This is a genomic window from Cystobacter fuscus DSM 2262 (assembly GCF_000335475.2).
Lineage (GTDB): Bacteria > Myxococcota > Myxococcia > Myxococcales > Myxococcaceae > Cystobacter > Cystobacter fuscus.
In genome coordinates this window covers 370,841-392,784 of record NZ_ANAH02000009.1, presented here as the reverse complement: position 1 = coordinate 392,784, position 21,944 = coordinate 370,841, and the positions used below count along the sequence as shown (strand labels likewise).

The 21,944-nt window shown below is 67.9% G+C and carries 12 protein-coding genes; 8 read left to right on the top strand and 4 right to left on the bottom strand.

Annotated elements, in window-relative coordinates; all coding sequences use genetic code 11:
• Positions 1 to 154 precede the first annotated feature (154 nt).
• From D187_RS17895 to D187_RS17885, 3 genes are all read right to left on the bottom strand, one after another.
• Positions 155 to 3,289 (bottom strand): multidrug efflux RND transporter permease subunit, encoded by a 3,135-nt coding sequence (locus D187_RS17895; protein ID WP_002626701.1) that lies wholly within the window; start codon positions 3,287 to 3,289, stop codon positions 155 to 157.
• Positions 3,290 to 3,300: 11 nt separating this feature from the next.
• Positions 3,301 to 4,482, bottom strand: coding sequence for an efflux RND transporter periplasmic adaptor subunit (locus D187_RS17890; protein ID WP_002626700.1), 1,182 nt, complete (start codon positions 4,480 to 4,482; stop codon positions 3,301 to 3,303).
• A gap of 300 nt (positions 4,483 to 4,782) precedes the next feature.
• Positions 4,783 to 7,029 (bottom strand): RCC1 domain-containing protein, encoded by a 2,247-nt coding sequence (locus D187_RS17885; protein ID WP_020918108.1) that lies wholly within the window; start codon positions 7,027 to 7,029, stop codon positions 4,783 to 4,785.
• 285 nt (positions 7,030 to 7,314) lie between these two features.
• Between D187_RS17885 and D187_RS51645 the strand changes: the two genes are divergently transcribed.
• The 8 genes from D187_RS51645 to D187_RS17845 all read left to right on the top strand — a co-directional run bounded on the left by D187_RS51645 (position 7,315) and on the right by D187_RS17845 (position 18,325).
• Positions 7,315 to 8,913 carry an SGNH/GDSL hydrolase family protein gene (locus D187_RS51645; RefSeq protein ID WP_002626697.1) on the top strand — a complete coding sequence of 533 codons (1,599 nt, stop codon included), beginning with the start codon at positions 7,315 to 7,317 and terminating at the stop codon, positions 8,911 to 8,913.
• Between the two features lie 247 nt (positions 8,914 to 9,160).
• Positions 9,161 to 10,744 carry a CotH kinase family protein gene (locus tag D187_RS17875; protein WP_002626695.1) on the top strand — a complete coding sequence of 528 codons (1,584 nt, stop codon included), beginning with the start codon at positions 9,161 to 9,163 and terminating at the stop codon, positions 10,742 to 10,744.
• 14 nt (positions 10,745 to 10,758) lie between these two features.
• On the top strand, positions 10,759 to 11,508 hold the full coding sequence (locus D187_RS17870; RefSeq protein WP_245591750.1) for a VTC domain-containing protein: 750 nt from the start codon (positions 10,759 to 10,761) through the stop codon (positions 11,506 to 11,508).
• Entirely contained in the window at positions 11,505 to 12,635 is a 1,131-nt protein-coding gene (locus tag D187_RS17865) for a porin (protein WP_002626692.1), read from the top strand. The genes D187_RS17870 and D187_RS17865 overlap by 4 nt, the downstream gene beginning before the upstream one ends.
• Entirely contained in the window at positions 12,635 to 14,320 is a 1,686-nt protein-coding gene (tmk, locus tag D187_RS17860; protein WP_002626690.1) for a dTMP kinase, read from the top strand. The genes D187_RS17865 and tmk overlap by 1 nt, the downstream gene beginning before the upstream one ends.
• Positions 14,307 to 14,975, top strand: coding sequence for a DUF4956 domain-containing protein (locus tag D187_RS17855; protein ID WP_002626687.1), 669 nt, complete (start codon positions 14,307 to 14,309; stop codon positions 14,973 to 14,975). The genes tmk and D187_RS17855 overlap by 14 nt, the downstream gene beginning before the upstream one ends.
• 84 nt (positions 14,976 to 15,059) lie before the next feature.
• Entirely contained in the window at positions 15,060 to 16,997 is a 1,938-nt protein-coding gene (locus D187_RS17850; protein ID WP_002626685.1) for a hypothetical protein, read from the top strand.
• Positions 16,994 to 18,325, top strand: a complete 1,332-nt coding sequence (locus D187_RS17845) for a hypothetical protein (RefSeq protein ID WP_002626683.1) — start codon at positions 16,994 to 16,996, stop codon at positions 18,323 to 18,325. The genes D187_RS17850 and D187_RS17845 overlap by 4 nt, the downstream gene beginning before the upstream one ends.
• Before the next feature lie 73 nt (positions 18,326 to 18,398).
• Here D187_RS17845 and D187_RS17840 read toward each other — a convergent pair whose 3' ends face one another.
• A complete protein-coding gene (locus tag D187_RS17840) occupies positions 18,399 to 21,650 on the bottom strand; it encodes a glycoside hydrolase family 3 protein (RefSeq protein ID WP_002626681.1) in 3,252 nt (1,083 codons plus the stop codon).
• Between the last annotated feature and the right edge of the window lie 294 nt (positions 21,651 to 21,944).

Sequence of the window (21,944 nt, the reverse complement as noted above, 5' to 3'; positions counted from 1 at the left end):
ACACGATTCGGCGGATGCACCAGGTCATGAACCCGCCGGGCGGGAAACCCGCCCTCGGGAAGCATGCGCGAGGAGACAGTCCATACCCGGAGTGCGTCGTCCCCCACCGCACAGAATAAACGTGAAAAACCCACGGGCGGGGGCCGCCGCCCGTTCAATCCGTGGCGTCTGGCAATCGTAACGTTTCGATCTCCACGGCCCGCCGGTTGAGCAGCCGCATGATGAAGACGTAGAAGATCGGCACGAAGAGGACCGCGAGCACCGTGGCGGACAGCATCCCTCCGAGCACCCCCGTGCCAATGGCTCGCTGGCTGGCGGCGCCGGGCCCGTTCGCGAGGGCGAGCGGGACCACACCCAGGGTGAAGGCGAGCGAGGTCATGAGGATGGGACGGAAGCGCAACTGGGCGGCCTCGAGCGCCGCGTCGGTGATGGACCTGCCCTGCGCCCGGAGGTCCTTGGCGAACTCGATGATGAGGATGGCGTTCTTGGCCGACAAGCCAATGATGGTGATGAGGCCGACCTTGAAATAGACGTCGTTGCTCAGTCCCCGGAGCATGACCGCCAGCACCGAGCCGAGCACGCCCAGGGGCACGACGAGCATCACCGCCACGGGAATGGACCAGCTCTCGTAGAGGGCGGCCAGGCACAGGAACACGAAGAGCATGGACAGGCCGATCAGGAACGGAGCCTGCGAGCCCGACTGGAGTTCCTGAAGGGATTGACCGCTCCAGTCGAAGCCGAACCCCCGCGGCAGCTGGCTCGCCAGGCGCTCCATTTCCTGGAGGGCCTCACCACTCGAGTGGCCGGGAGCCGCGTTGCCGCTGATACGGGCCGAGGGATAGCCGTTGTAGCCGATGACCTGGGTGGCGCCCACCCGCCAGTCCACCGTGGCGAAGGCGGACAGGGGCACCGAGGTGCCCTGGCGATTGCGCACGTTGAGCGCGAGGAGATCCTCCGGCTGCATGCGCCGGCTTCCCTCCGCCTGGACGATCACCCGCTGCATCCGGCCGCTGTTGGGAAAGTCATTGGAGTAGGCCGAGCCCAGGTTGGTGGAGAGGGTTTCATTGATATCCCCGAACGTGAGCCCGAGCGCGCTGGCCTTCTCGCGATCGATGCGCAATTCCACCTGTGGCGCGTTCGCCAGACCCTCGAACATCACCCCGGAGAGGACGGGACTCTGGGCGGCGGCCGCCAGGAGTTGGTCCCTCGCGGCGGCGAGCGCCTCCTGACCCATGCCTCCCCGATCCTCCAGGCGGAAGGAGAAGCCGCCCGACGTTCCCAGGCCCTCGATGGGCGGAGGAGAGAGCGCGAAGACGAACGCATCCCGCACCGCCGACAGCGCCCCGTTCATCCGCCCGGCGATGGCCTCCGCGCTGTCCTCGGCTCCCCGCTGCTCCCAGGGCTTCAGCGTCGCGAAGCTCAAGGCCGCGTTCTGACCCTGGCCGAAGAAGCTGAAGCCCAGGATGGCCACGACCCGGTCCACCCCCGGCTCGGCCAGCAGCGACTTCTCCATCTGCACCACCACGTCCAACGTCCGGTTGACCGTGGCCTCCGGCGGCGCCTGCACCCCGAGGATGATGAAGCCCTGGTCCTCGCTCGGGATGAAGGACGAGGGGAGCTGGACGAACAACCAGCCGAGCGCCGCGAACACCGCGACGTAGACGAGCATGAACCGGCCCGCGCGATGCAGGGTGCGGCCCACCAGTCCACGATAGGCGAGGGACGTGCGCTCGAAGCCCCGGTTGAACCAGCCGAAAAACCCCGTGCGCGCGTGCGAGTGTCCCTTGGCGACGGGCTTCAGGAAGGTCGCGCAGAGCGCCGGCGTCAGCGACAGCGCGAGCAGCGCCGAGAACAGGATGGACACCACCATCGTCAGCGAGAACTGCTTGTAGATGACGCCGACGGAGCCGGGAAAGAAGGCCATGGGCACGAAGACGGCGCTGAGCACGAGCGTGATGCCGATGACGGCCCCGGTGATCTGCTGCATGGCCTTCTGCGTGGCCTCGTGCGGGGACAGCCCCTCCTCGCTCATGATGCGCTCCACGTTCTCGATGACCACGATGGCGTCGTCCACGAGGATGCCGATCGCGAGCACCATGGCGAACATGGTCAGCACGTTGATGGAGAAGCCCATCGCGAACATCACCGCGCAGGTGCCGAGCAGGGCGATGGGGACGATGATCGTGGGAATGATCGTGTAGCGGATGTTCTGGAGGAACAGGAACATCACCAGGAAGACCAGGAGCACCGCCTCGACGAGCGTCACGAGGACCTTCTTGATCGACACGCCCACGAACGGGGCCGTGTCATAGGGAATGTCGTACTCGACGCCCTTGGGGAAGAACCGGGACAGTTCCTCCATCTTCGCGCGGATCGCCGTCGAGGTGGCGAGCGCATTGCCCGTGGGGGACAACTGGACACCGATGGCCGCGCTCGGCTGGCCATTGAGCCGCGAGGAGATGGCATAGCTCTGCCCACCCAGCTCCACGCGGGCCACGTCCCGCAGGCGCACGGAGGAACCATCCGCGTTCGCGCGCAGCACGATCGCGCCGAACTCCTCCGGCGAGGTCAACTGGCCCTTCACCAGCACGGTGGCGGTGACTTGCTGGGTGACCGGTCCGGGTTGCGAGCCGAGCGAGCCCGCCGCCACCTGGGCGTTCTGCGAGCGGATGGCGTTCGTCACGTCCTGGGAGGACAGGCCCAGACCCTGCAGCTTGTTCGGATCCACCCAGATGCGCATGGCGCGCTCGAAGGAGAAGAGCTGCGCCCGGCCCACGCCCGGAATGCGCCGCAATTCATTGAGCACGTTGCGCGAGAGGTAATCCCCGAGGCCGATCTCGTCGAAGGAGCCGTCGGTGGAGCGCAACGTCACCATCAGGAGGAAGCCACTGCCCGCTTCCTCGATCTGCAAGCCCTGCTGCGACACGGCGAGCGGCAGTCTCGGCTCGACCCGCTTGACCCGGTTCTGGAGATCGACGGCGGCCAGGGCGGGATCCGTCCCCGGCGCGAACGTCGCGGTGATGGAGACCGCCCCCGTCGCGTCACTGCTCGACTCGAAATAGAGCAACGACTTCGTGCCGTTGAGCTCCTCCTCGATGATGCGCGTGACGCTCTGGTAGAGATCCTCGGGAGACGCGCCCGGATAGAAGGTCGCGATGGTGATCTGCGGCGGCGCCACGCTGGGGTACTGCGCCACCGGCAGGTTGGGGATGGCGAGCACGCCCGCCATGATGATGAACAGCGCGATGACCCAGGCGAAGATGGGCCTGTCGATGAAGAAACGAGGCATGGCGGTGGGCCCTATCGAGTCTGGGAGGGAGTGACGTCGGTTCCAGGCGCGGTCCAGGCCACCGGCTTGACCGGTGCGCCCGCGGCGATCTTCTGGAAGCCCTCGACGATGACCTGATCACCCGCCTTGAGGCCCTGCTGGATCACCGCATGGTTCTGGTAGACGCGGGAGGTGCGCACCGGGCGCACCTCGGCGGTGCCATTGGACGCGACCACGAAGACCTGGGACTTGCCCGCGTTGTCCCGCTGGATGGCCTGCTGGGGCACGGCGAGCGCCTCGCTCAGCGAGCCCTGCTCGACCTGTCCCCGCACGTACATGCCCGGAAGAAGCTCGGCGTCCGGATTGGGGAACTCGCCCCGCAGCGTCAACTGGCCGCTGCCGGGATCCACCGTCACGTCCGAGAAGAGCAGCTTGCCCGGCGTCGAGTAGAGGGAGCCATCATCGAGCACCAGCCGGACGTTGGCCTGCTCGGGGGTGACGCCCTGGATGCGCCCGTCCTTGAACGCCTGGCGCAGACGGTGGAGCTCCATCGCGGGCTGGGTGAAGTCCGCGTAGATGGGATCGAGCTGCTGGATGACCGCGAGCGCCGTGGGATCTCCCTGGCTCACCAGGGCGCCTTCCGTCACCAGGGCCCGGCCGATCCTCCCGCTGATGGGCGCGCGGATCGTCGTGTAGTCCAGGTTGATTTCCGCGCGGCGCACCGCCGCCCGGGCCACGGCGACATCGGCCTCGGCCCGCTGGAGCGCCGCCCGGAGCGCCTCGTGCTGCTCCTGGGTGATGACACCGCTGGCCATGAGCTTCTCGCCCCGCTCTCCCTGCTGGCGCGCCTCGGCGGCCGTGGCCTCGGCCTTGACCAGCACGGCCCTGGCGCTCGCGCGCTCGACCTCGAACAGCGAGGAGTCGATCTTGAAGAGCACGTCCCCCGCCTTCACGCTGCCCCCCTGCCGGAAGACGCGCTCGACGATGATGCCGGACACACGCGGACGCACCTCGGCGACCCGTGTCGGAGCGATGCGCCCCGGCAGCTCATCGAGCACCGGAATGGTCGAGGGCCGCACCGTGATCGTACCCACCTCCACGGCCGGGGGAGCGGCCGGTGGGGGCGCTTCAGGGGACTTGCAGGCCCCGGCCCCGAGAGCGGACAAGAGAGCGAGGGTGGAGAGGAAGGAAGTCCGGTTTCGATCGAAGTGCATGGAGCGTTCCTGGACGGGCCAGGACCTGGGCAACGGACAAGGGTGGTGAACCAAGCCAAGGCGTACCGGCCACGCGGATACTCGCGGTCAGACGGGAAGGCCACGAACCCAAGGCCCTTGGCGGCGAAACGGCCGCGCCCCCTCCAGACCGACTCATCCCGCCGCGCCTCCTCGGTTCGTCGGGCGGGGCCTTACCTATCGGTCGCAAGATAGGGGGTCAAGCGAATCCACGGACGTCCCAGCCCCCGGACTCCTCCAGGGGACCACCTTCACCAGCACCTGGAAACCGACCACCGCCCCTCAATACAGCAGGGAGCGAACAGGGGTGGGTGATCTTCCGGGAAGCCCATGGCCCAGCTGGCCGTGGTGGTTGTTCCCCCAGGACCACATGGAGCCGTCGGAGCCCACGGACAGCGAGTGAAGAGAACCAGCGGCCACCGTCTCCATCCCACTCAGCCCCTGCACCCGTACCGGCGCGAAGCTGGTGTTCGTGGTCCCTTCCCCCAACTGGCCGAAAGAGTTGATGCCCCAGGCCCACACGGAACCGTCGGTGCGCACCGCCAGCGAGTGGTTGAGGCCAGCGAACACGGCCGCCACGCCGCTCAGCCCCTGCACCCGTACCGGCACGGAACTGTTGCTCGTGGTCCCATCACCCAGTTGACCGGTGTAGTTGCCGCCCCAGGCCCACAGGCCACCATCGGAGGCCCTCGCCAGCGAGTGGTTGAAGCCAGCGGAAATCGTCTCCACCCCGCTCAACCCCCGCACCCGCACCGGCACCAGGGCGTTGCTCGTGGTGCCCTCTCCCAACTGGCCGAAGGAGTTGCCGCCCCAGGCCCACACGCCGCCATCGGTGCCCCTCGCCAGCGAGTGGTTGAGGCCAGCGGACACGGCGGCCACCCCGCTCAGCCCCTGTACCCGCACCGGCTCGGCACTGCTGCTCAGGCTGCCATCCCCCAGCTGACCCTGTCTGTTGTAACCCCAGGCCCACACGGAGCCGTCGGAGAGCACCGCCAGCGAGTGCAGCGCGCCCGCGGCCACGGCCACCACCCCGCTCAGCTCTCGCACATGCAGCGGCACGGGGCTGTCGTTCGTGGAGCCATGCGCCAGCTGACCGTCATGGTTGTAGCCCCAGGTCCACACGGTGCCGTCGGCGCACAGCGCGATCGAATGACCATCTCCCGCGGCCACGGCCACCACCCTGCTCAGCCCCTGCACCCGCTTCGGCGTGTCGTGATCCTTCCGGGTCCCATCCCCGAGCTGGCCGTAGTAGTTGGCCCCCCAGGCCCAGAGGGTGCCATCTGAACGCACCGCCAGGGAATGAGCGGAGCCCGCGGCCATGGCCACCACCCCGCTCAGCCATCGCACCCGCACCGACGAGGAGAGATAGACCGTGGAACCATCTCCCCGCTGGCCATGGTCGTTGGAGCCCCAGGCCCAGAGGGTGCCGTCGGAGCGCAGCGCCAGCGAGTAGAGACCGCCAGCCGCCACGGCCATCACCCCACGCAGGCCCTGCACCTGTTCCGGCAGGGCGCCGTATCCCACCGAGATGCCATTGCCTAGCTGACCGGAGGTGTTGTTGCCCCAGGCCCACACGCTGCCATCGGAGAGCGCCACCATCGAGTGGGCCCAGCCCGCGGACGCGGCCACCACCCCGCTCAATCCCTGGACCTGCTTCGGCAGCCAGCGGGTGGTCAGGATGTTTCCGTCTCCCAACTGGCCGGCGAAGTTGTCGCCCCAGGCCCACACGGTGCCGTCGGCGCGCACCGCCAGGGAGTGATTACCGCCCGCGGCCACGGCCACCACCTCACTCAGGTCTTCCAACCGCCATGGCACGGAATAGCTCTGCGCACCAGGGGCCCCGCCCAGTTGGTCGGAGTTGTTGTCGCCCCAGGCCCACACGGAGCCATCGGAGCGCAGCGCCAGCGAGTGGTTGTCACCCGCCGACACGGCCACCACTCCGCTCAACCCTGGCACCCGCACCGGCTCGGAGTGGCTGTCCGAGGTCCCATCTCCCAATTGGCCCAAGGCATTGTCGCCCCAGGCCCACACGGTGCCGTCCCGGTGCAGTGCCAGTGAATGGCCCTCGCCCGCGGAGACGGCCACCACTCCGCTCAGCCCTCGCACCCGCACCGGCTCGGAGTGACTGTCCGAGGAGCCGTCTCCCAACTGGCCCAAGGCATTGCCACCCCAGGCCCACACGGTGCCATCATGGCGCAGTGCCAGCGAGTGATCGGTGCCCGCGGCCACGGCCGCAACCCCTCTCAATCCGTGGACTCGCACCGGCACGTGGCGAGAAACTGTGGTCCCATCCCCCAATTGGCCGTCCGAGTTGTCACCCGCCGCCCAGACCGTTCCATCCAGGCGCACGACCAGGGAGTGATGCATTCCCGCCGCGACGCGAGCTCGTGCCCACGAACCCAGCAGAGAAGAGTCCCGCACCTCCGGCTCTTCAGAGATGCCACCCGGCTGGCCACAACCACCCCCCAACAAGACTCCGAGCCAGACCGCCAACAACCTGCTCATCCACCACGGCGCGCTGATTCGCATTCCGCGACTCCTGACTCAACTGGTTTTACTTGAATTCCCCAATAGATGAACCGAGAAGTCAATCAGATTCCCACCCCCTCACAGTCCCCTCCCTCTCCGAGCCCACTCCACCGTATCATTACAATCACCCTGCTTCTCATTCTCGTAGATGAGGCCGAGCCCGGAGGAATTCTCAGCCACTGAGAGGAAGGAGTTGGTTCTGTTGTCATTACTCATCATGAGGTACAGAGGCAGGAGGCCGCCTCGGCTGACCCTTTATTCAGCCGCTGACAAATGGAGAACAGAATGAACAAGAATCATTTTCCATCTTGGTTCCGCCAGTTCGCCAAGACCACGCTGGTGATGGCCTGTGCCGTACACAGCGGCCAGGCCGTTGGACACGAAAAAGCGGCGGTGATCGACGGGTGGGTGGGAACCTGGGCCGCGTCTCCACAGGCAAGCGGTGACACCTTCAATGCGCAGACACTGCGCCAGATCGTGCGCACCAGCATTGGCGGGTCGGTCGTGCGAGTGGAAGTGTCCAACCAGTTCGGCTCGCAGCCGTTGCGGATCGCCAACGTGCGCATCGCGCTCCGGGGCAATGGTTCGTCGATCGTGTCCGGGACCGATCGCGCCATCACCTTCGGCGGGAGCACGCAAATCACGCTCCCAGTCGGGACCAGGCTGACCAGCGATCCGATCCAGTTCCAGGTGCCAGCGTTTGGAGATGTGGCCATCAGCATGTACCTGCCCGGTGCGACGGGCCCGGCCACGGCGCACCAGACGGGCCAGCAGACCAACTACATCGCCCCTGGTGATGTGGGAAGCAGCGTGAACCTGAGCAGCGTGGGTACCACCGGCAGCTACTACTTCCTCACCAACCTGGACGTGCAGAACCCCCAGGCATTGGGCAGCGTGGTCACCCTGGGCGCGTCGATCACCGATGGCGTGGGCAGCAATTTCAATGGCAATGACCGCTGGCCCAACGTCCTGGCGAAACGCCTGCTGCAACAAGGCATTCAAGTCGGCGTTCTCAATCAAGGCATCAGCGGCAACCGCAGCCTGGCCGATGGAGCCGGGTTGAGCGCCGAGCACCGGTTCGACTCCGACGTGCTGGCTCAACCGGGCGTCCGTTGGGTCATCTATTCCGACGATCCCATCAACGATCTGATGGCGTCGCCGCAGCCGACGGCCACGCAGCTCATCGATGTGCTCAAGCGCCTCATCGCCAAGGCCCATCAGAACCAGATCAAGTTCTTCTGCTCGACGCTGACGCCGTATGAAGGCACCACGGGATGGACGTCCAGCCAGGAGCAGGCCCGCCAGCAGTTCAACGGATTCGTGCGCAGCGCAGCGAGCGGCTGTGACGCGGTGATCGACCAGGACACGGCCACGCATGACCCGGCGAAGCCCACCTGGTTCTTGCCGGCATTCGACACCGGAGACCACCTGCATCCGAACGTCGCTGGACTGGCGGCCATCGCCCATGCAGTCGACCTCGGCCTCTTCACCGCGCCGCCCTCCACGCCTCTGCCCCCGGTGCAGCCTCCCTCGGAATGCGGAGCCCTGTCCCCGGGCCAGGGCTTGACGCGAGGACAGAGCCTGGTGTCTTGCGATGGTCGTTTCTCACTGACGTTGCAGAACGATGGCAATCTGGTTTTGTACCATGGCTCCACACCCCTCTTCGCCACGGGCACGGTAGGAAGCACGGCGGCGGAAGTGTTGTTCCAACAAGATGGAAACCTCGTTGAATACGATTCGGCCGGTCAGGTCCTGTGGCAGACCCGCACCGCTGGCCAGGGGGGCGCCATGTTCTATCTGCAGAACGATGGAAACCTCGTGATCTACGACTCGGCGGGCAGCCCGCTCTGGGCGTCCAACACCGTCACTCCCATGGCGCCATGAAGGACCATTTGAGCGAGTCATCTTCGCCAGACTCCGCGCGATAGGCGCGCCTGCTCGGTTCTCCGTCCCGAGAGTCCTTGAGCAGGCTCATCCGGCGGGCGTCAACCCCCCATTTCGAAAATATTTCGTCACAAAAGCGTAAAGAAGAGGTCACCAGCACGCTCCAGGGTGCCCACTCGCAACGCCATGGCCGGCCCACCGCCCCGCCCTGGCGAAGGAACCCCCGTTTCCTTCCGAGAGGACCCTCATGCACCGAAGTCCGCGCCTTGGAGCACTCGCCACCGTCGTCGTCGCCTTCACCTCCGCGTGTGGAGGGGGCAGCGAAACCATCGAAGGATGGAGCGAGGAGTCTCACGGCAAGAACGCCGCTCCCGCCTATGCCGTCGTCTTTCCCCAGGAGCAGGTGAAGAGGTTCGACCTCATCATCGCCCCCACGGACTGGCAGACCATGCAGGACGACATGACCGCCATGGCGGGCGAGTTCGGCGCGGGTGGCGGCATGGGCCCGGGAGGGGGCGGTGGAGGCCCGGGTGGCGGCAGCCCGGGAGGCGCGATACCCGCGGAGCTCACCGAGCCGTGCGTGGACAAGGCCGCGGGAGATGCCTGCACCGCCACCTTCCAGGGAAACACCTTCACCAGTACCTGCGCGCAGGGTCCGGGAGGCGCGCAGCTCCTCTGCAGGCCGCGGTCCGGTGGCGGTGGTGCTCCGCCGGGGGGTGGTGGCGGGGACATCCTCCCCAACACGCCCGTCTACGTGCCCGCGACCTTCAAGTTCGAGGGCAAGACCTGGCCCTACATCGGCGTGCGCATGAAGGGCAATTCCTCGCTGTCACAGACCTGGCGCAGTGGTGTGTCCAAGCTGCCGCTGCGTCTGAGCTTCGACAAGTTCGAGGATGAGCATCCCGAGACGCAGGATCAGCGCTTCTACGGCTTCAAGACGCTGTCGCTGGGCAATGGCGCGGCCGACGCGTCACTCATGCGCGACAAGATCGCCTCGGACCTCTTCCGCGAGTCCGGTGTGCCCGCCCCCCGCACCGCCTTCGTCGCCCTGTACGTGGACCATGGCGAGGGCTCCCAGTACTGGGGCCTCTACACGCTCGACGAGGACATCGACAACAACTCGCTGCTCGACGGCTACTTCGGGGAACACAAGGGCGCGCTCTACGAGGCCGATGGCACCGGCGCCCGCTGGGGCACCTTCGACGAGGCGTCCTTCGACATCCAGGCCAACGAGGAGATTGGCTGGACTCCCGTGCAGGAAGCCATCAACGCCCTCCATTCGGACCGGAGCGACGCGGCCGCCTGGCGCGCGCGCCTCGAGCAGAAGCTGAACGTGCAGGGCTTCCTCAAGTGGCTCGCGGTCAACACCGTGGTCCAGAACTGGGACGCCTACGGCGCCATGTCCCACAACTACTATCTCTACGCCCACTCCCAGGAGAACGGCCGGCTGCATTGGATCACCTGGGACCATGATCGCTCCATGGGCGAGAGCATGGGCCGCTCCACGTCCCTGACGTACGACACCACCGACGCCACCTGGCCGCTCATCCGCTACCTGCTCGACGACCCCACCTACAAGGCCGACTACACGAAGTACGCGCTGGAGGCCGCGAACGGGGTGATGGCGCCGGAGTCGTTCCAGGCCCGCTTGCGCGCGGCGCATGAACTCATCACCCCCTGGGTGGTGGGCGAGAACGCCGAACAGCCGGGCTACACCTTCCTGAGCTCGCCCCAGGCGTTCATCGACGCGTTCAGTGGCACCAATGGGCTGCTGAGCTTCGCCGCCCGGCGCCAGGGTGAGGTCCAGACGGCCCTGGGAGCCAACCCATGAGCGCGGTGGCCCGCATGAGTCCTCCCCTCCCCTCCCCCCCCCTCGCGTCGCAGCAGGACCATGAGCGGCGCTTCCTGCCCTCCCGCGCGGCGCTGGATGACTTCATGCGGGCCACCCGCCCCTGGACCCAACCCTGTGTGTATGACGCCCGCCTGCCATTCGCCTTCACGCGGACGACCTACTTCGACACCGAGGACTTGCGCTTCCTGGACTCCTGCCGCCATGGACATACGCAGCGGCTGCGGCTCCGGGAGTACGCGGGAAGTGCCTCCCTGTCCGAGCCTCCCGTGCTCACCGGCACGCGCTTCCTGGAGATGAAGACCAACACGGGTCAGCGGCGCACCAAGGTCCGCCTCCCCGTGTCCCCGCGCGAAGCGGTGGCCCTGCTGGCGGGCGGGTCCCTCGACGAGGACAGCGCAGCGGCCCGGCTGCTGTGCGACAGTCCCCATGGCCCCGTCCGCCCCTGGGTGACGGCCTGGTACCGGCGCGGCACCTACGCGAACGCCGACGCCAGCGTGCGATTCACCGTGGACGAGGATCTCGTGTTCGCCTTCCCGCCCCGGCCCACCGGCCCGGGCGCGCCCGCCATGCCCGAGCGGCTCATCCGTCACGCTCCCGCCATCCTGCTGGAGGTGAAGTGGCGGGCGAACAGCCCGCCGTGGCTGCGCGACTGTCTGCGAAACCTGGAGGTTTTCGAGACCCAGGACTCGAAGTTCGAACAAGGCATGCGCTGGCGCCTGGACGCGGAGATGGACCTGCCATGAAGTCAGCCTTTCCTCCCGCGCGGTGGCTCGTCCTCGCCACGCTGCTCCTGGTGTCCTCCGCCCGGGCCCAGGACTCGGATCAACAGCAGGGCCCGTCCGACGCCAGCCCTCCCCCCAGCGGCAACACCGAGGCGGGCCTCGTGCTGCCCTCCGCCTTCGGCTCGGTGGAGATCGGTGGTCGGCTGCGCGCGCGCGAGGCCGTCAGCGCCAAGGAGGACAAGGTGCTCAAGGGCATCCTGTCCATTCCCTCCGCGCGTCTGGAATTCACCTATCAATGGAAGAAGCGCCTGAAGGCCGTGGTGGAGTTCGACGTCACGGACGGACTCAAGGACGCCTACGCCTCGCTGAAGCTCGTCGACGGGCTCGCCGTCCGGGTGGGCCAGTTCAAGGTGCCCCTGTCGCTCGTGGAGTTGGAGTCCACCGCGCGGCTGCCCGTGGTGCGCCGGGGCCTGCTGCGCGAGGTGTTGTCCGAGGACACGCTCAACCTCACTGGACGCCGCGTCGGCGCGCAGTTGGAATGGCAGTGCACGGGCTGCGAGCGGGTGGTGCGGGTGCGCGCGGGCGTGTTCCAGAACGACCTGGAGCGGGCCAGCCTCCAGCAGGGACTGGGACTCGTGCCCATGGCCCGGGCGACGTGGCAGGTGCTGGAGTCGCTCGAGCTGGGCGGCTCCGCGCGGGCGGAGCTGCTGGGCACGAGCCCGAGCGGCGTGGCGGCCAACTGGACGGCCGGACTCGACTTGAAGCACGCGCTGCCCTTCGGCTGGGGCGAGTGGCGCTCCTGGGCCGAGGTGCTGGTGGGACGTACGTCCGTCCTGTCAGGCGCCCAGGGAAGGCTGCTCACCGGGCGCGCCCTGACGGCGGTGCGCTTCGGAGGCGTGTCCAAGGGCACGTGGTACGTGGAGCCCTTCGCCATGCTCTCGGTGCTCGAGCCGGACCTGAAGACGCGCAACGACTTGCTGGGAGAAGGGGTGGGAGGCGTCAACGTCGGACAGTGGCGGCGCTGGCGGCTGCAGGCGCAAGTCGAGCGCCGCGTGGCCCAGAACGCCGTCCCGGCCCTGCTGAGTGTCCTGGACGATGACCTCGTCACCCGGAAGGCCCTGCTGTTGCAGTTGGAGGTGGTGTTCTGATGCTGATCGTATTCGAGGGAATCGATGGCTCCGGCAAGACGACGCTGTCCAACCGCGTGGCGCGGGAGCTGCGCCAGGCGGGGCTGCGCGTGCGGCACGTGCGCGAGGACGGCAAGCTGGCCTCGCCCGTGTCCGAGGGACTGCGACTCTTCACCAAGAATCCCCTCCACCTCGCGCTCACCCCCATGGCGGAGCTGCTCCTCTACTCCGCCCGCGAGACCCAGTTGCTGGAGGAGGTGACGCGCCCGGCGCTCGCCGAGTACGAGGTCGTCATCGCCGACCGCTTCCTCTACACCGCCGAGGTGCTCGCCCGGTGGGGACGGGGTCTGCCCGAGCACGCGGTGCGCCCCGTCGTGGACGCCTGCACCCGGGGACTGCGGCCCGAGCGCGTCTTCCTCATCGACGTGGACCCGGCCATCGCGCGCGCCCGCCGCCGCATCTCGAAGCTGCTCGCGCCCGACACGGGGGTGCCCTCCTCACGCAAGGGGCTCGCCGGAGCGGGCATGCAGACCCGGCTGCGCGCCGGCTACCGGGCGCTCGCCGCGGAGTCGCCCGAGCAATGGACCCTCATCGAGAACACGGACGTGACGCTCGAGGCGCTCGTCACCCAGCTCACCCAGGAGGTGCTGCGGATGGTGCGCGGGGGCGAGCCGGGCACCCCATCTTCCACCCCTCGTGCCCCGACTCCGCCCCGCTCCGCCGACGAGGCCCGGGCGCGATTTCTCGAGCGGGTGGACCGGTGGATGGAGGAAGAACCAGGACTGGCCGCCTGGTTCCTCTCGGGCCTGGAAGGCGCGGACATCGACGAGCGCCGTGAGCGGCTGGCCACGCGCTGCCCCGAGCTCATCGCCCATGGCCTCTCCGGCCTCACCGACGCGAGCGCGTGGGACCTGCGGGCCCGCCTGGAGCAAGCCGCGCCCGTGCAGGTGCTCGGCTCGCTCAAGGCGCTGGCCGCGGAGTCCCCCCAGGCGTGGGCGCTCCGGGAGCGGTGGGAACAGAGGGCGCCCGAGGCCGTCGCCGCCTCCCTGGATGGGCTCGGCTCGGAACAGGCGTGGGCGATGCGCGAGCGCCTCCACGGGAGGTTTCCGGAGCCCGTGGTCACCTCGCTCACGAGGCTCGGCGACGCGCGGGCCTGGGTGCTGCGCGAGCGCTGGCTGTCGCAGCGGGGAGGTCAGGCGGCGCTCGACCAGGAGAAGGTGGCGCGCATCGCCTGCCGGTCCATCCGGGGCGTGGATGACGCACCCGCCTGGGATTGGCGGGAACGGGCATGGGAGGTGGCGCCGGATGCCGTGCTGCGCACCCTGGAGGGACTCGACAGCGAGCGGGCGTGGGCCTTGCGCGAACAGCACGCGGGGCGGGCCTCGCGGCTCGTCCTCGAGTCCCTGCGGGGGTTGAACAACCCTCGGGCCTGGGCCCTGCGCGAGTCCTTCGGTGTCTCCTGCGAGGAGGCCCTGGAGTCCTTCGAGGGGATGGACGGAGCCACGGCATGGCGGCTGCGCCAGGCGCTGGCGGACACGTGGCCAGCGGCCACGGTGAAGAGCATGGGGCCCCTGGCCTCGAGTGCGCGGGGACAGGAGCTCATCTCCCGGCTGCTCACGGACCATCCCCGGGATTTCGCCCTGTTGCGGCAGGCGGCGCGGGTGGCGGCACACCCTGGACAGGAGCGGCGTCATGCCACCGCTTGAAATGCTGACGCGCACGGACGTGTCGGATCCCCACGAGCTGTTCATCCCCGAGGCCCTGCTGCGCTTCAGCCTCGCCCTGGTGCTCGGCGCGCTCCTGGCCTACCGGCCCTGGCGCCGGTGGATGCCGTCCGCCCCCGTGATGCCCCAGGAGACCGCGCATACCCAATTGCTCATCGCCGTGGCCGGCGCGGTGATGACGACGGTGATTGGAGACAGCATGTCGCGCGCCTTCGGACTGGTGGGGCTCGGCGGCTTCATCCGCTTCCGCTCGGGCATCAAGGACACGCGCGACGCGGCCGTCATGTTCGTGCTCATCGGCGTGGGCATGTCCTGTGGCCTCGGCGCCTTCCGGGTGGCCATCTGCGCCACCGGATTCCTCGGCGCCGTCCTCGTCGCGCTGGACCTGACGGCACAGCGCCGCCCCCAGTGGGTCAAGCTGTCGCTGAGCGTGGAGGACCTGGGAGCCGCCCTGCCCCCGCTGCGGGCCCTGCACCCCGACGCACGCATGCTCGCGCTCGAACAAGTGCCGGCGTCCCGGGCAGGCACCGCCGTCTTCGAGCTCGCCCTGCCGGAGCGGATGGATGGTTTCCAGTTGCTCGAGGGACTGCGCGGCGCGCTTCCCGGCGTGAGGAGTGCCTCCATCGACGAGCCGTGAGAGTGCCAGCGGCCCACCGGACGGTGTTATGTCCGGGGCCGCATGACACGCCCCCTGCCCGCTCGCCCTTTGGTCATGACACGCATGGGCCTGGCGCTCCTGCTCACGGCGGGACTCCTGCTGCTGACCGGGTGTGCCACCAGCGCTCCGCTCGCCAGGGGGTGCGCGCACGCGTGTGGTGGAGCGACCCTTTCCTTCAGCAAGGCGGAGCCACGGCTCGCCCCCTTCCTCGCGTGCACCTCGCCCGCCGAGTACGTCGCCCTGCAGCAGCGCGTGGACATGCCCCGGCTGCTGGAGGCTCTGGATGACTGGAGCGCGGTGCGCCTGGGCGCCCTGGGGCCCGTGCGCGAGGACGCCGTCGGCATCCTCCAGCGCAAGCGCGCCGCCTTCCTCCTCGCCGTCACCGAGCGCTATGGCCTCGCCTATGCCGAGGTGTTCGCCCTCTACGTGCTGCACTCGACGCACGACGACGAGCTGGACGCACTGTTGCGCCTGTTGGCCCGCGACAAGCTGTTGGGCCAGACCTTGGGGCTCATGCCCACCGTGCGCGAGGAGTTGAAACGGCGCGGCCTTCCGCTCTCGGCCTTCCCCGAGCGCGGCGAGCGGGCCGGTGACGTGCTGCGGGGCCTGGGCCGCGCCGCTCGGGACGCCCTCGCCACCAGCCAGGCCATTGACGGCCAGCGCTACCTGGAGATGAGCGCCCGGCGCGAGCAGTTGCCTCCCCCCTACCGCCAGGCCCTGCACGAGGTGGAGCTCGCCCTGGCCTGGCAGCACTTCGCTCCGGGCCGCGTGGTGCTGGGCAGCTTCGACTCGCTCACCTTCGGCGTGCCCCTGGGCTTCTATTACCTGGGCGTCGGCACCACCCAGGGCCTCGCCTCGCTGGCCCAGGGCCAGTACGAGCAGGCCACGCGCGAGCTGGCCCCCGCGCTCCTGGTGGGAGCGTTGTACGCCGGAGGCAAGGGCCTGCGCGCCCTGCCCGAATCACGCCCGCCAGCCCTCCTGGAGGTGGTGCGGCAGTGGAATGCACGGCTGGGGGTGGACGGGCTGCGTGAGCTGGCCCGGGACATTCAAGCCAGCCGCGAGGCGGGCCGCTTCGTGGCCGTGGGAGGCATGGACGCCGCGCTGGCGCTGCGCGAGGCCCGAGGCGACGTGGCCAGGGCCCAGGCGGTAATGTCCAAGGCCAGACCCGAGGCCACGGGCTCCTCGACGAGGAGAGCCGTTGGCACGGGGCGCACCGAAACCCTGGCCTCGCTGGTGGACGAGGGGGTGGGTCTCACCCGCGAGGTGGTGGAAGCCCGGCTGGCGCTGGTGGAGTTGGAGGCCACGGGCCCGCGTCTGCCCAAGGACGTCGCGGTGCTGGAGCAACAACGTCCCGCGATGGACGCTCCTCCACCCGGGGCCGAGGGCAACCCGCGCTGGCCCGAGTACGTCGCCTACTACGAGAAGCGTCTCGGAGAGTTACAGCAGGGCAAGGCAACCAAAGGGCCGCTGCGCTGGGAGCCCTACGAGTCCATGCGGGGGTGGTTCACCCGAGGGCTGGCCTTCGAACGAGCTTTGTTGAAACTGCTGCGCGCCGATGCGGAACTGCCTCGGGCACAACGCCGCTTCCTCGGGGACTTCAACCAGCCCCGGATCGAGACGAATGTGGGCGTGATGAAGCCGGGTCCCGGCCTGCGCTTCGCGGATGTGCTCGTCATCGAAACGGGCGAATTCGCCGGACGGCCACCTCGCGTGGAGACCTGGAGCGTCAAGAGCCGCGACCTCTCGGCGTTGAAGTACGAGGCACTGGAAGCACAGATGATCGAAGATGCGAGAGAAGCCCTGCTGAATTACGGTGAAATGCTGAATATCCGTCGACCCTCTCTCCAATCCCTTCTCACGGGAAGCAGCGAGGTGCGAGTTTCGAGAGTCCGTCTCATCTATGAGGGTGGCAACCTCAAGCCCAAGAAGGTAGGCGACCTGGATGCAGCCCTGAACATGGTCAACAAGAAGGTTCCAGGTGTGGAGGTGCTGTTCCAATGAAGGTACTGGAGATGAGGGATGAGGACGGCCTCCGGCTCACCTTCAAGGGGACCGTTGACTCGCGGGCTGAACTGGAACGTGCTCTGGAATCCTTCCTCCAGTCACTCGAGACGTACGCGGGCGAGTGGATGCCGGACGTTGTCAACGGCAAGCGACAACGCAAATACTCCCGCCCTTCCTTCTGGAAGGCATTGGAGGAGCGGCGCGAGGGGGATAGCACGGCCCTCGGACTCTACCGGACGAAGTGGCCCGCCTTGGAGATGCGGCTCTGGCTCTGGCTCCCTCCACGCCCCCCTGAATTGGACATCCGGCTCAAGGTGAAGCCGCTCTCCTTCTTCGCGGAGGCGGAGCGCTGTCGCCAATTCGTGGAGATGGTGCGCAGTTGGGCCTCTCACTACCCGGTCACCCACGCCGCAGCCCACAGCGAGGATGACGCAGAACTGGCGGGCGAGCCCCGCTTCGGCCGCGAGATGCAGACCTCCATACGAGACGGGTTCGACAAAATCTATGAGGTGTCCTGGATCAACGTCTTTGGCCCAAAGCTGGTGGAAACCGTCGGCCGTGCACGCATGCTCTCCACGCCGGCCTGGCGGGTGGAGGAGTTGCCCAATGGCTCCGTCCTCCTGGTGACCTGGCCCACCGCCGCGGACTTCGCCAGTGACGAGGCTCGTGAGGCCCAGGCCCGCGCGCATGTCCACCTCCGGCCAGACCTGAACTTCGACACCGTGCTGCGAGCCTTGCATGGGCGCAGCGCCACGCTGGCCCCCGTGGAACCCCGCTTTCAGCCAGATGTGGCGCCCGTTCTCCATCGAGTGGTGGAGGGTGTAGCCAGTCACGAACGCCAGCGGAAGATCGCCGAACTCAACGCGTGGCGCCCGCCCGAGCCCGACGAGTGGCTCCCCGCCAACTCCGCCCTTCCTCCGGACGTGGACGACCCTGAGCGGGCTCGCGCGCATTACAGCTATCTCGCCGAACTCCTCGTGGCGCTGCTCCACTCGAAGGTGCCTTCCGTCTTCGATGCATCTCCCGAGTCCCTCACGGACGTGGACTTCCACTTCTGGCAGGAGGAGTTTCCGAGAGTCTTCGAGCGGGAACACATCGACGCTCACGCGGTGCCCGCCATTGGCGCGTACCTGGGCGAGGTGCTCGTGCGCCACCTCGGCGGCCAGTGGATTCCGCGCCAGAAGCTCGAGGAGACCCAGGTGCTCGTGGGTGGGCGCGCCTGGCTGCCCTTCGTTCGGGCCTCGCGCTACATGCGCTCGTGCCAGTCGCTGTTGGACTTCTCCCTCACCCAGCTCTACCGCGTCGCCGAACGGCACCGCTCCTGAGAAGGATGAGACCCGCGAGCCCGGCCAGGCGCCGCAATGACGCGCCGGCCAGGCCCGCGATCACCCGTGAGGGCTACTGGAGCTGCTTCTTGATGCGGACGTTGCGCACCTGGAAGTGGATGTTGCCGCCCTGGTCACCCCAGGCGGGCAGCATCTCGAAGACCGCGCTGACCTTGGTCTTGTTCCAGGTGGCCGGGTAGGCCGAGCTGGAGAACGGCATCTTCACCGTCGTCCACGACCCCACCGCCGGGTGTCCCAGCAGGTTTTTCAAGTCACCCGTCGTGCAGGAGTCTGGCTTGCGGTCGCAGACACTCTTCACCCAGAAATCCTGGGTGGTCTGTCCGTAGTCGAGCACCCGCACCTCGAACTGCACGCCGCCCGTCTCGGCGATGGCCGACACGTCCAGCAGGTTCGGATCCTTGACCCCGAAGGCGATGCCACCGTTGCCGCCGCCCTCCTTGAGGCCACTCATCACCACGTCGATGACCTTCTCCCCCCCGCCGATGTCGAACGCGGGATTCAGCGTCACCGTCCCCGTCGTCCCACTGGTCCATGCGTTGGGCGTGGCGAAGAGCGCGGTGTCGGACACGCCGTTGACGTAGGCGTCCTTGTCATCGGTGATGGCGATGGGCGTCACGGGAGGCGTGCTCGTGCAGCTCACGTTGCCCGCCCGGTTCGGCTCCCAGCGGATGCTGGCGAGCGTCACGTCCAGCGTGTCCGAGGTGTAGAGCAGGAAGGGCGAGTTCACGAGGCCGAAGTCCAGCCCCTTGTCCGCGAAGCACTGGAGCGGAACCGCCAGCTCGCTCCACCCCTTGCCCGCCAGGCCCTTGAGGGTCTCGGTGATCTGGATCTCCCCCTGGCACGGGTAGATGCAGTGCGTGGACAGGTTCACCTGGGCGCTCGGCGCCGTGTTCACCTTCACCGCGAAGACGAGCGCGCCCTTGGAGTTCAGGTAGGGCTGGAGGTTGCGGCCCTCGTTGCCGTTCTTGTTCTGCATGTACACCTGCCCCGTGCCGCTGAACTTGACGTTGACCGCGGCCCACTGGAGCCCGCCCTCGTCGTCCACCGGGGTGACGCTGATTTCATTGGGAGCCAGGCTCGTGGTGTTGCTGGTGCCCTGCCGCACGTCGATGCCGCCCCAGTTGGACGGCGCGCCGATGCGCATCACCCAGTCATCCTGGTTGCCGCGCTCGAAGAGGGTCAGCGGGAGGTTGGTGGTGCTCCCGTCTCCCGGCTCCACGCCACAGCCGTTGGTCTGGGTCTTCTCCTCGAACGCGCCCAGTTCCTGGGTCTGGGCATACGTCAGGCCGTAGCCATAGGCGAAGAGCGGATCGTAGTTCGCATCGCCCTTGTTGATCGACACCTGGCAGGACGCCTTGGGCCACGAGAAGGAGAGCTTGCCGTGGAAGTCGTGGTCGATGGTGCCATCGGCCTTGCGGAACAGCACGTCCGTCAGACCCTCGCCCTCGGTGCCGGGCAGCCACGCGGCGACGAAAGCGTCGGACACGTTGAGCTCCTTGTTGGTGTAGAGCGGACGGCCGGAGAAGAGCACCGTGACGATCTTCTTCACGCCCTTGGCCTTGAGGCTCTGCAGCAGCGTGTAGTCCTCCGGGCGCAGCCGGGCGAGCTCCAGCGTCTTGGTCTTGCCGATGTCGCCATTGCCCTCGGCGTAGGGCGTCTCGCCAATCACGACCACGGCGACGTCGTAGCTCGCGTCCGCCTGAGCGCCATCCGCGCTGGTGTCCAGCTTCGCGTTGGGGGCGATCTTCCGGATGGCCTCCCACAGGGTGGTGCCGCCGCCGAAGTCGGCGTTGGTGTTGTCCGTGCCCTGCCAGGTGATGGACCAGCCGCCAGACTGGTTCGACAGGTTGTCGGCGCTCTTGCCCGCCACGAGCACCTTGGCCGAGCGAGCCAGGGGCAGGGTGCCACCGTTGTTCTTGAGGAGCACCAGCGACTTGCGCACCGCCTCCCGGGCCACGGCCCGGTTCTCCGCGGTGCCAATCTCGTGCGAGGCGTTGCGCTCCGAGGGCTTGGGCTTCTCGAAGAGGCCCAAGCGCAGCTTCACGCGCAGGATGCGGCGGACCGCGTCATCCAGGCGCGCCTGGGGAATCTCCCCATTCTTCACGGAGGCGATCGTGTTGGTGATGAAGGGCTTCCAATCGGTGCGGTAGGGCACCATCACCATGTCGACGCCGGCGTTGATGGCCTGCGGGCAGTCACCGTTGGTGCAGTCCCGGGGCGAGTCGCTGTTGTTCCGGGTGATCTGCCCGATGCCGTTCCAGTCGGAGATGACGAAGCCGTCGAAGCCCATCTTGGTCTTCAGCACGTCCGTGAGCAGGTACTTGTTGCCATGCATCTTGTAGGCCTTGGCGGTCTCGCCCTGGGCCGCGTCCTGCCAGCTGTTGAACGAGGCCATGACCGTCTGCGAACCGGCCGCGAGCGCCGTGAAGTAGCCGCGGCCATGGATGTCGCGCAGCTGCTTCTCCGTCAACCGGGTGACGCCCTGGTCCTTGCCCTCGTTCGTGGCGCCGTCGCCCAGGAAGTGCTTGACCGAGGCGATCACCTTCTCGTTCGCCTTCGCGTCCTTGCCGAGCTGGCCCTGGAGCCCCTCGACGATCTTGCCGGCGAAGGACTCGACGATGGCGGGGTCCTCGGAGTAGCCCTCGTAGGTGCGGCCCCAGCGGTCATCGCGCACGACGGCGACCGTCGGCCCGAAGGCCCAGTCCAGACCCGTCTGGGCCACTTCACGCGCCGTCACCTCGCCAATGCGCTTCACCAGCTCGGGATCATTCGCGGCGCCCAGGCCGATGTTGTGCGGGAAGAGGGTGGCGCCCTTCACGTTGTTGTGCCCGTGCACCGCGTCCACGCCCCAGATGATGGGGATGCGTTGGCCGTTGGCCGGATCCACCGAGGCCGCCCAGAGCTGATCGGCCAGCGCGTTCCACTCCGCCACCGTGGAGCCCTTCTTGCCGTTGGGCCACGCGCCACCGCCGTTGAGCACGGAGCCGAGGTGGTACTGCTTCACCTCGTCCGGGGTGACGTTGGAGATCTCCACCTGGGTGATCTGCCCGACCTTCTCCTCGAGCGACATCTTCGAGAGCAGGGTGTCGATCCGCTTCTCGAGCTCGGGGTCCTTGGGGATCGCGCTCTGGATGGCCGGCCAGTCATCGGGGGTACCGGCGTCGGTGCCCGCGTCGGTGGGAGGGGGGTTGGTGGTTCCCGCGTCGTCGGGCCCCGGAGTGGGATCGGGGTTACAGGCCGCGAGTGGCAATAGAAGCAGGGCGGCGAGAGAAAGACTCTTCTGCCGCGAGAACAACCGTTGCATGTCCAGCTCCAGTGTGTCGGGGGCGCGCGGATTCCGCGGATGCGAGGGAATGGAGGCTCCCTGCCAGCCGTGGCAAGCCAACGCGGGGGGGCAACCGTAGAAGTAAAAAAAATCCCACGCAAGGATGGCGCAGGGAGTCAAAACCCCGCCCGCCGCGCCATCTGGTTTTCCATGCATTGGCTCATGGGTTGGACGTCTCTCACCCTGCTGAAGGTGTGGCAGACCTGCCTCGAAACGGCCCCCAAGCCCCTCACCGGTGTGGCCATGCGGAGACACGGGCACGGCGTTCACTCG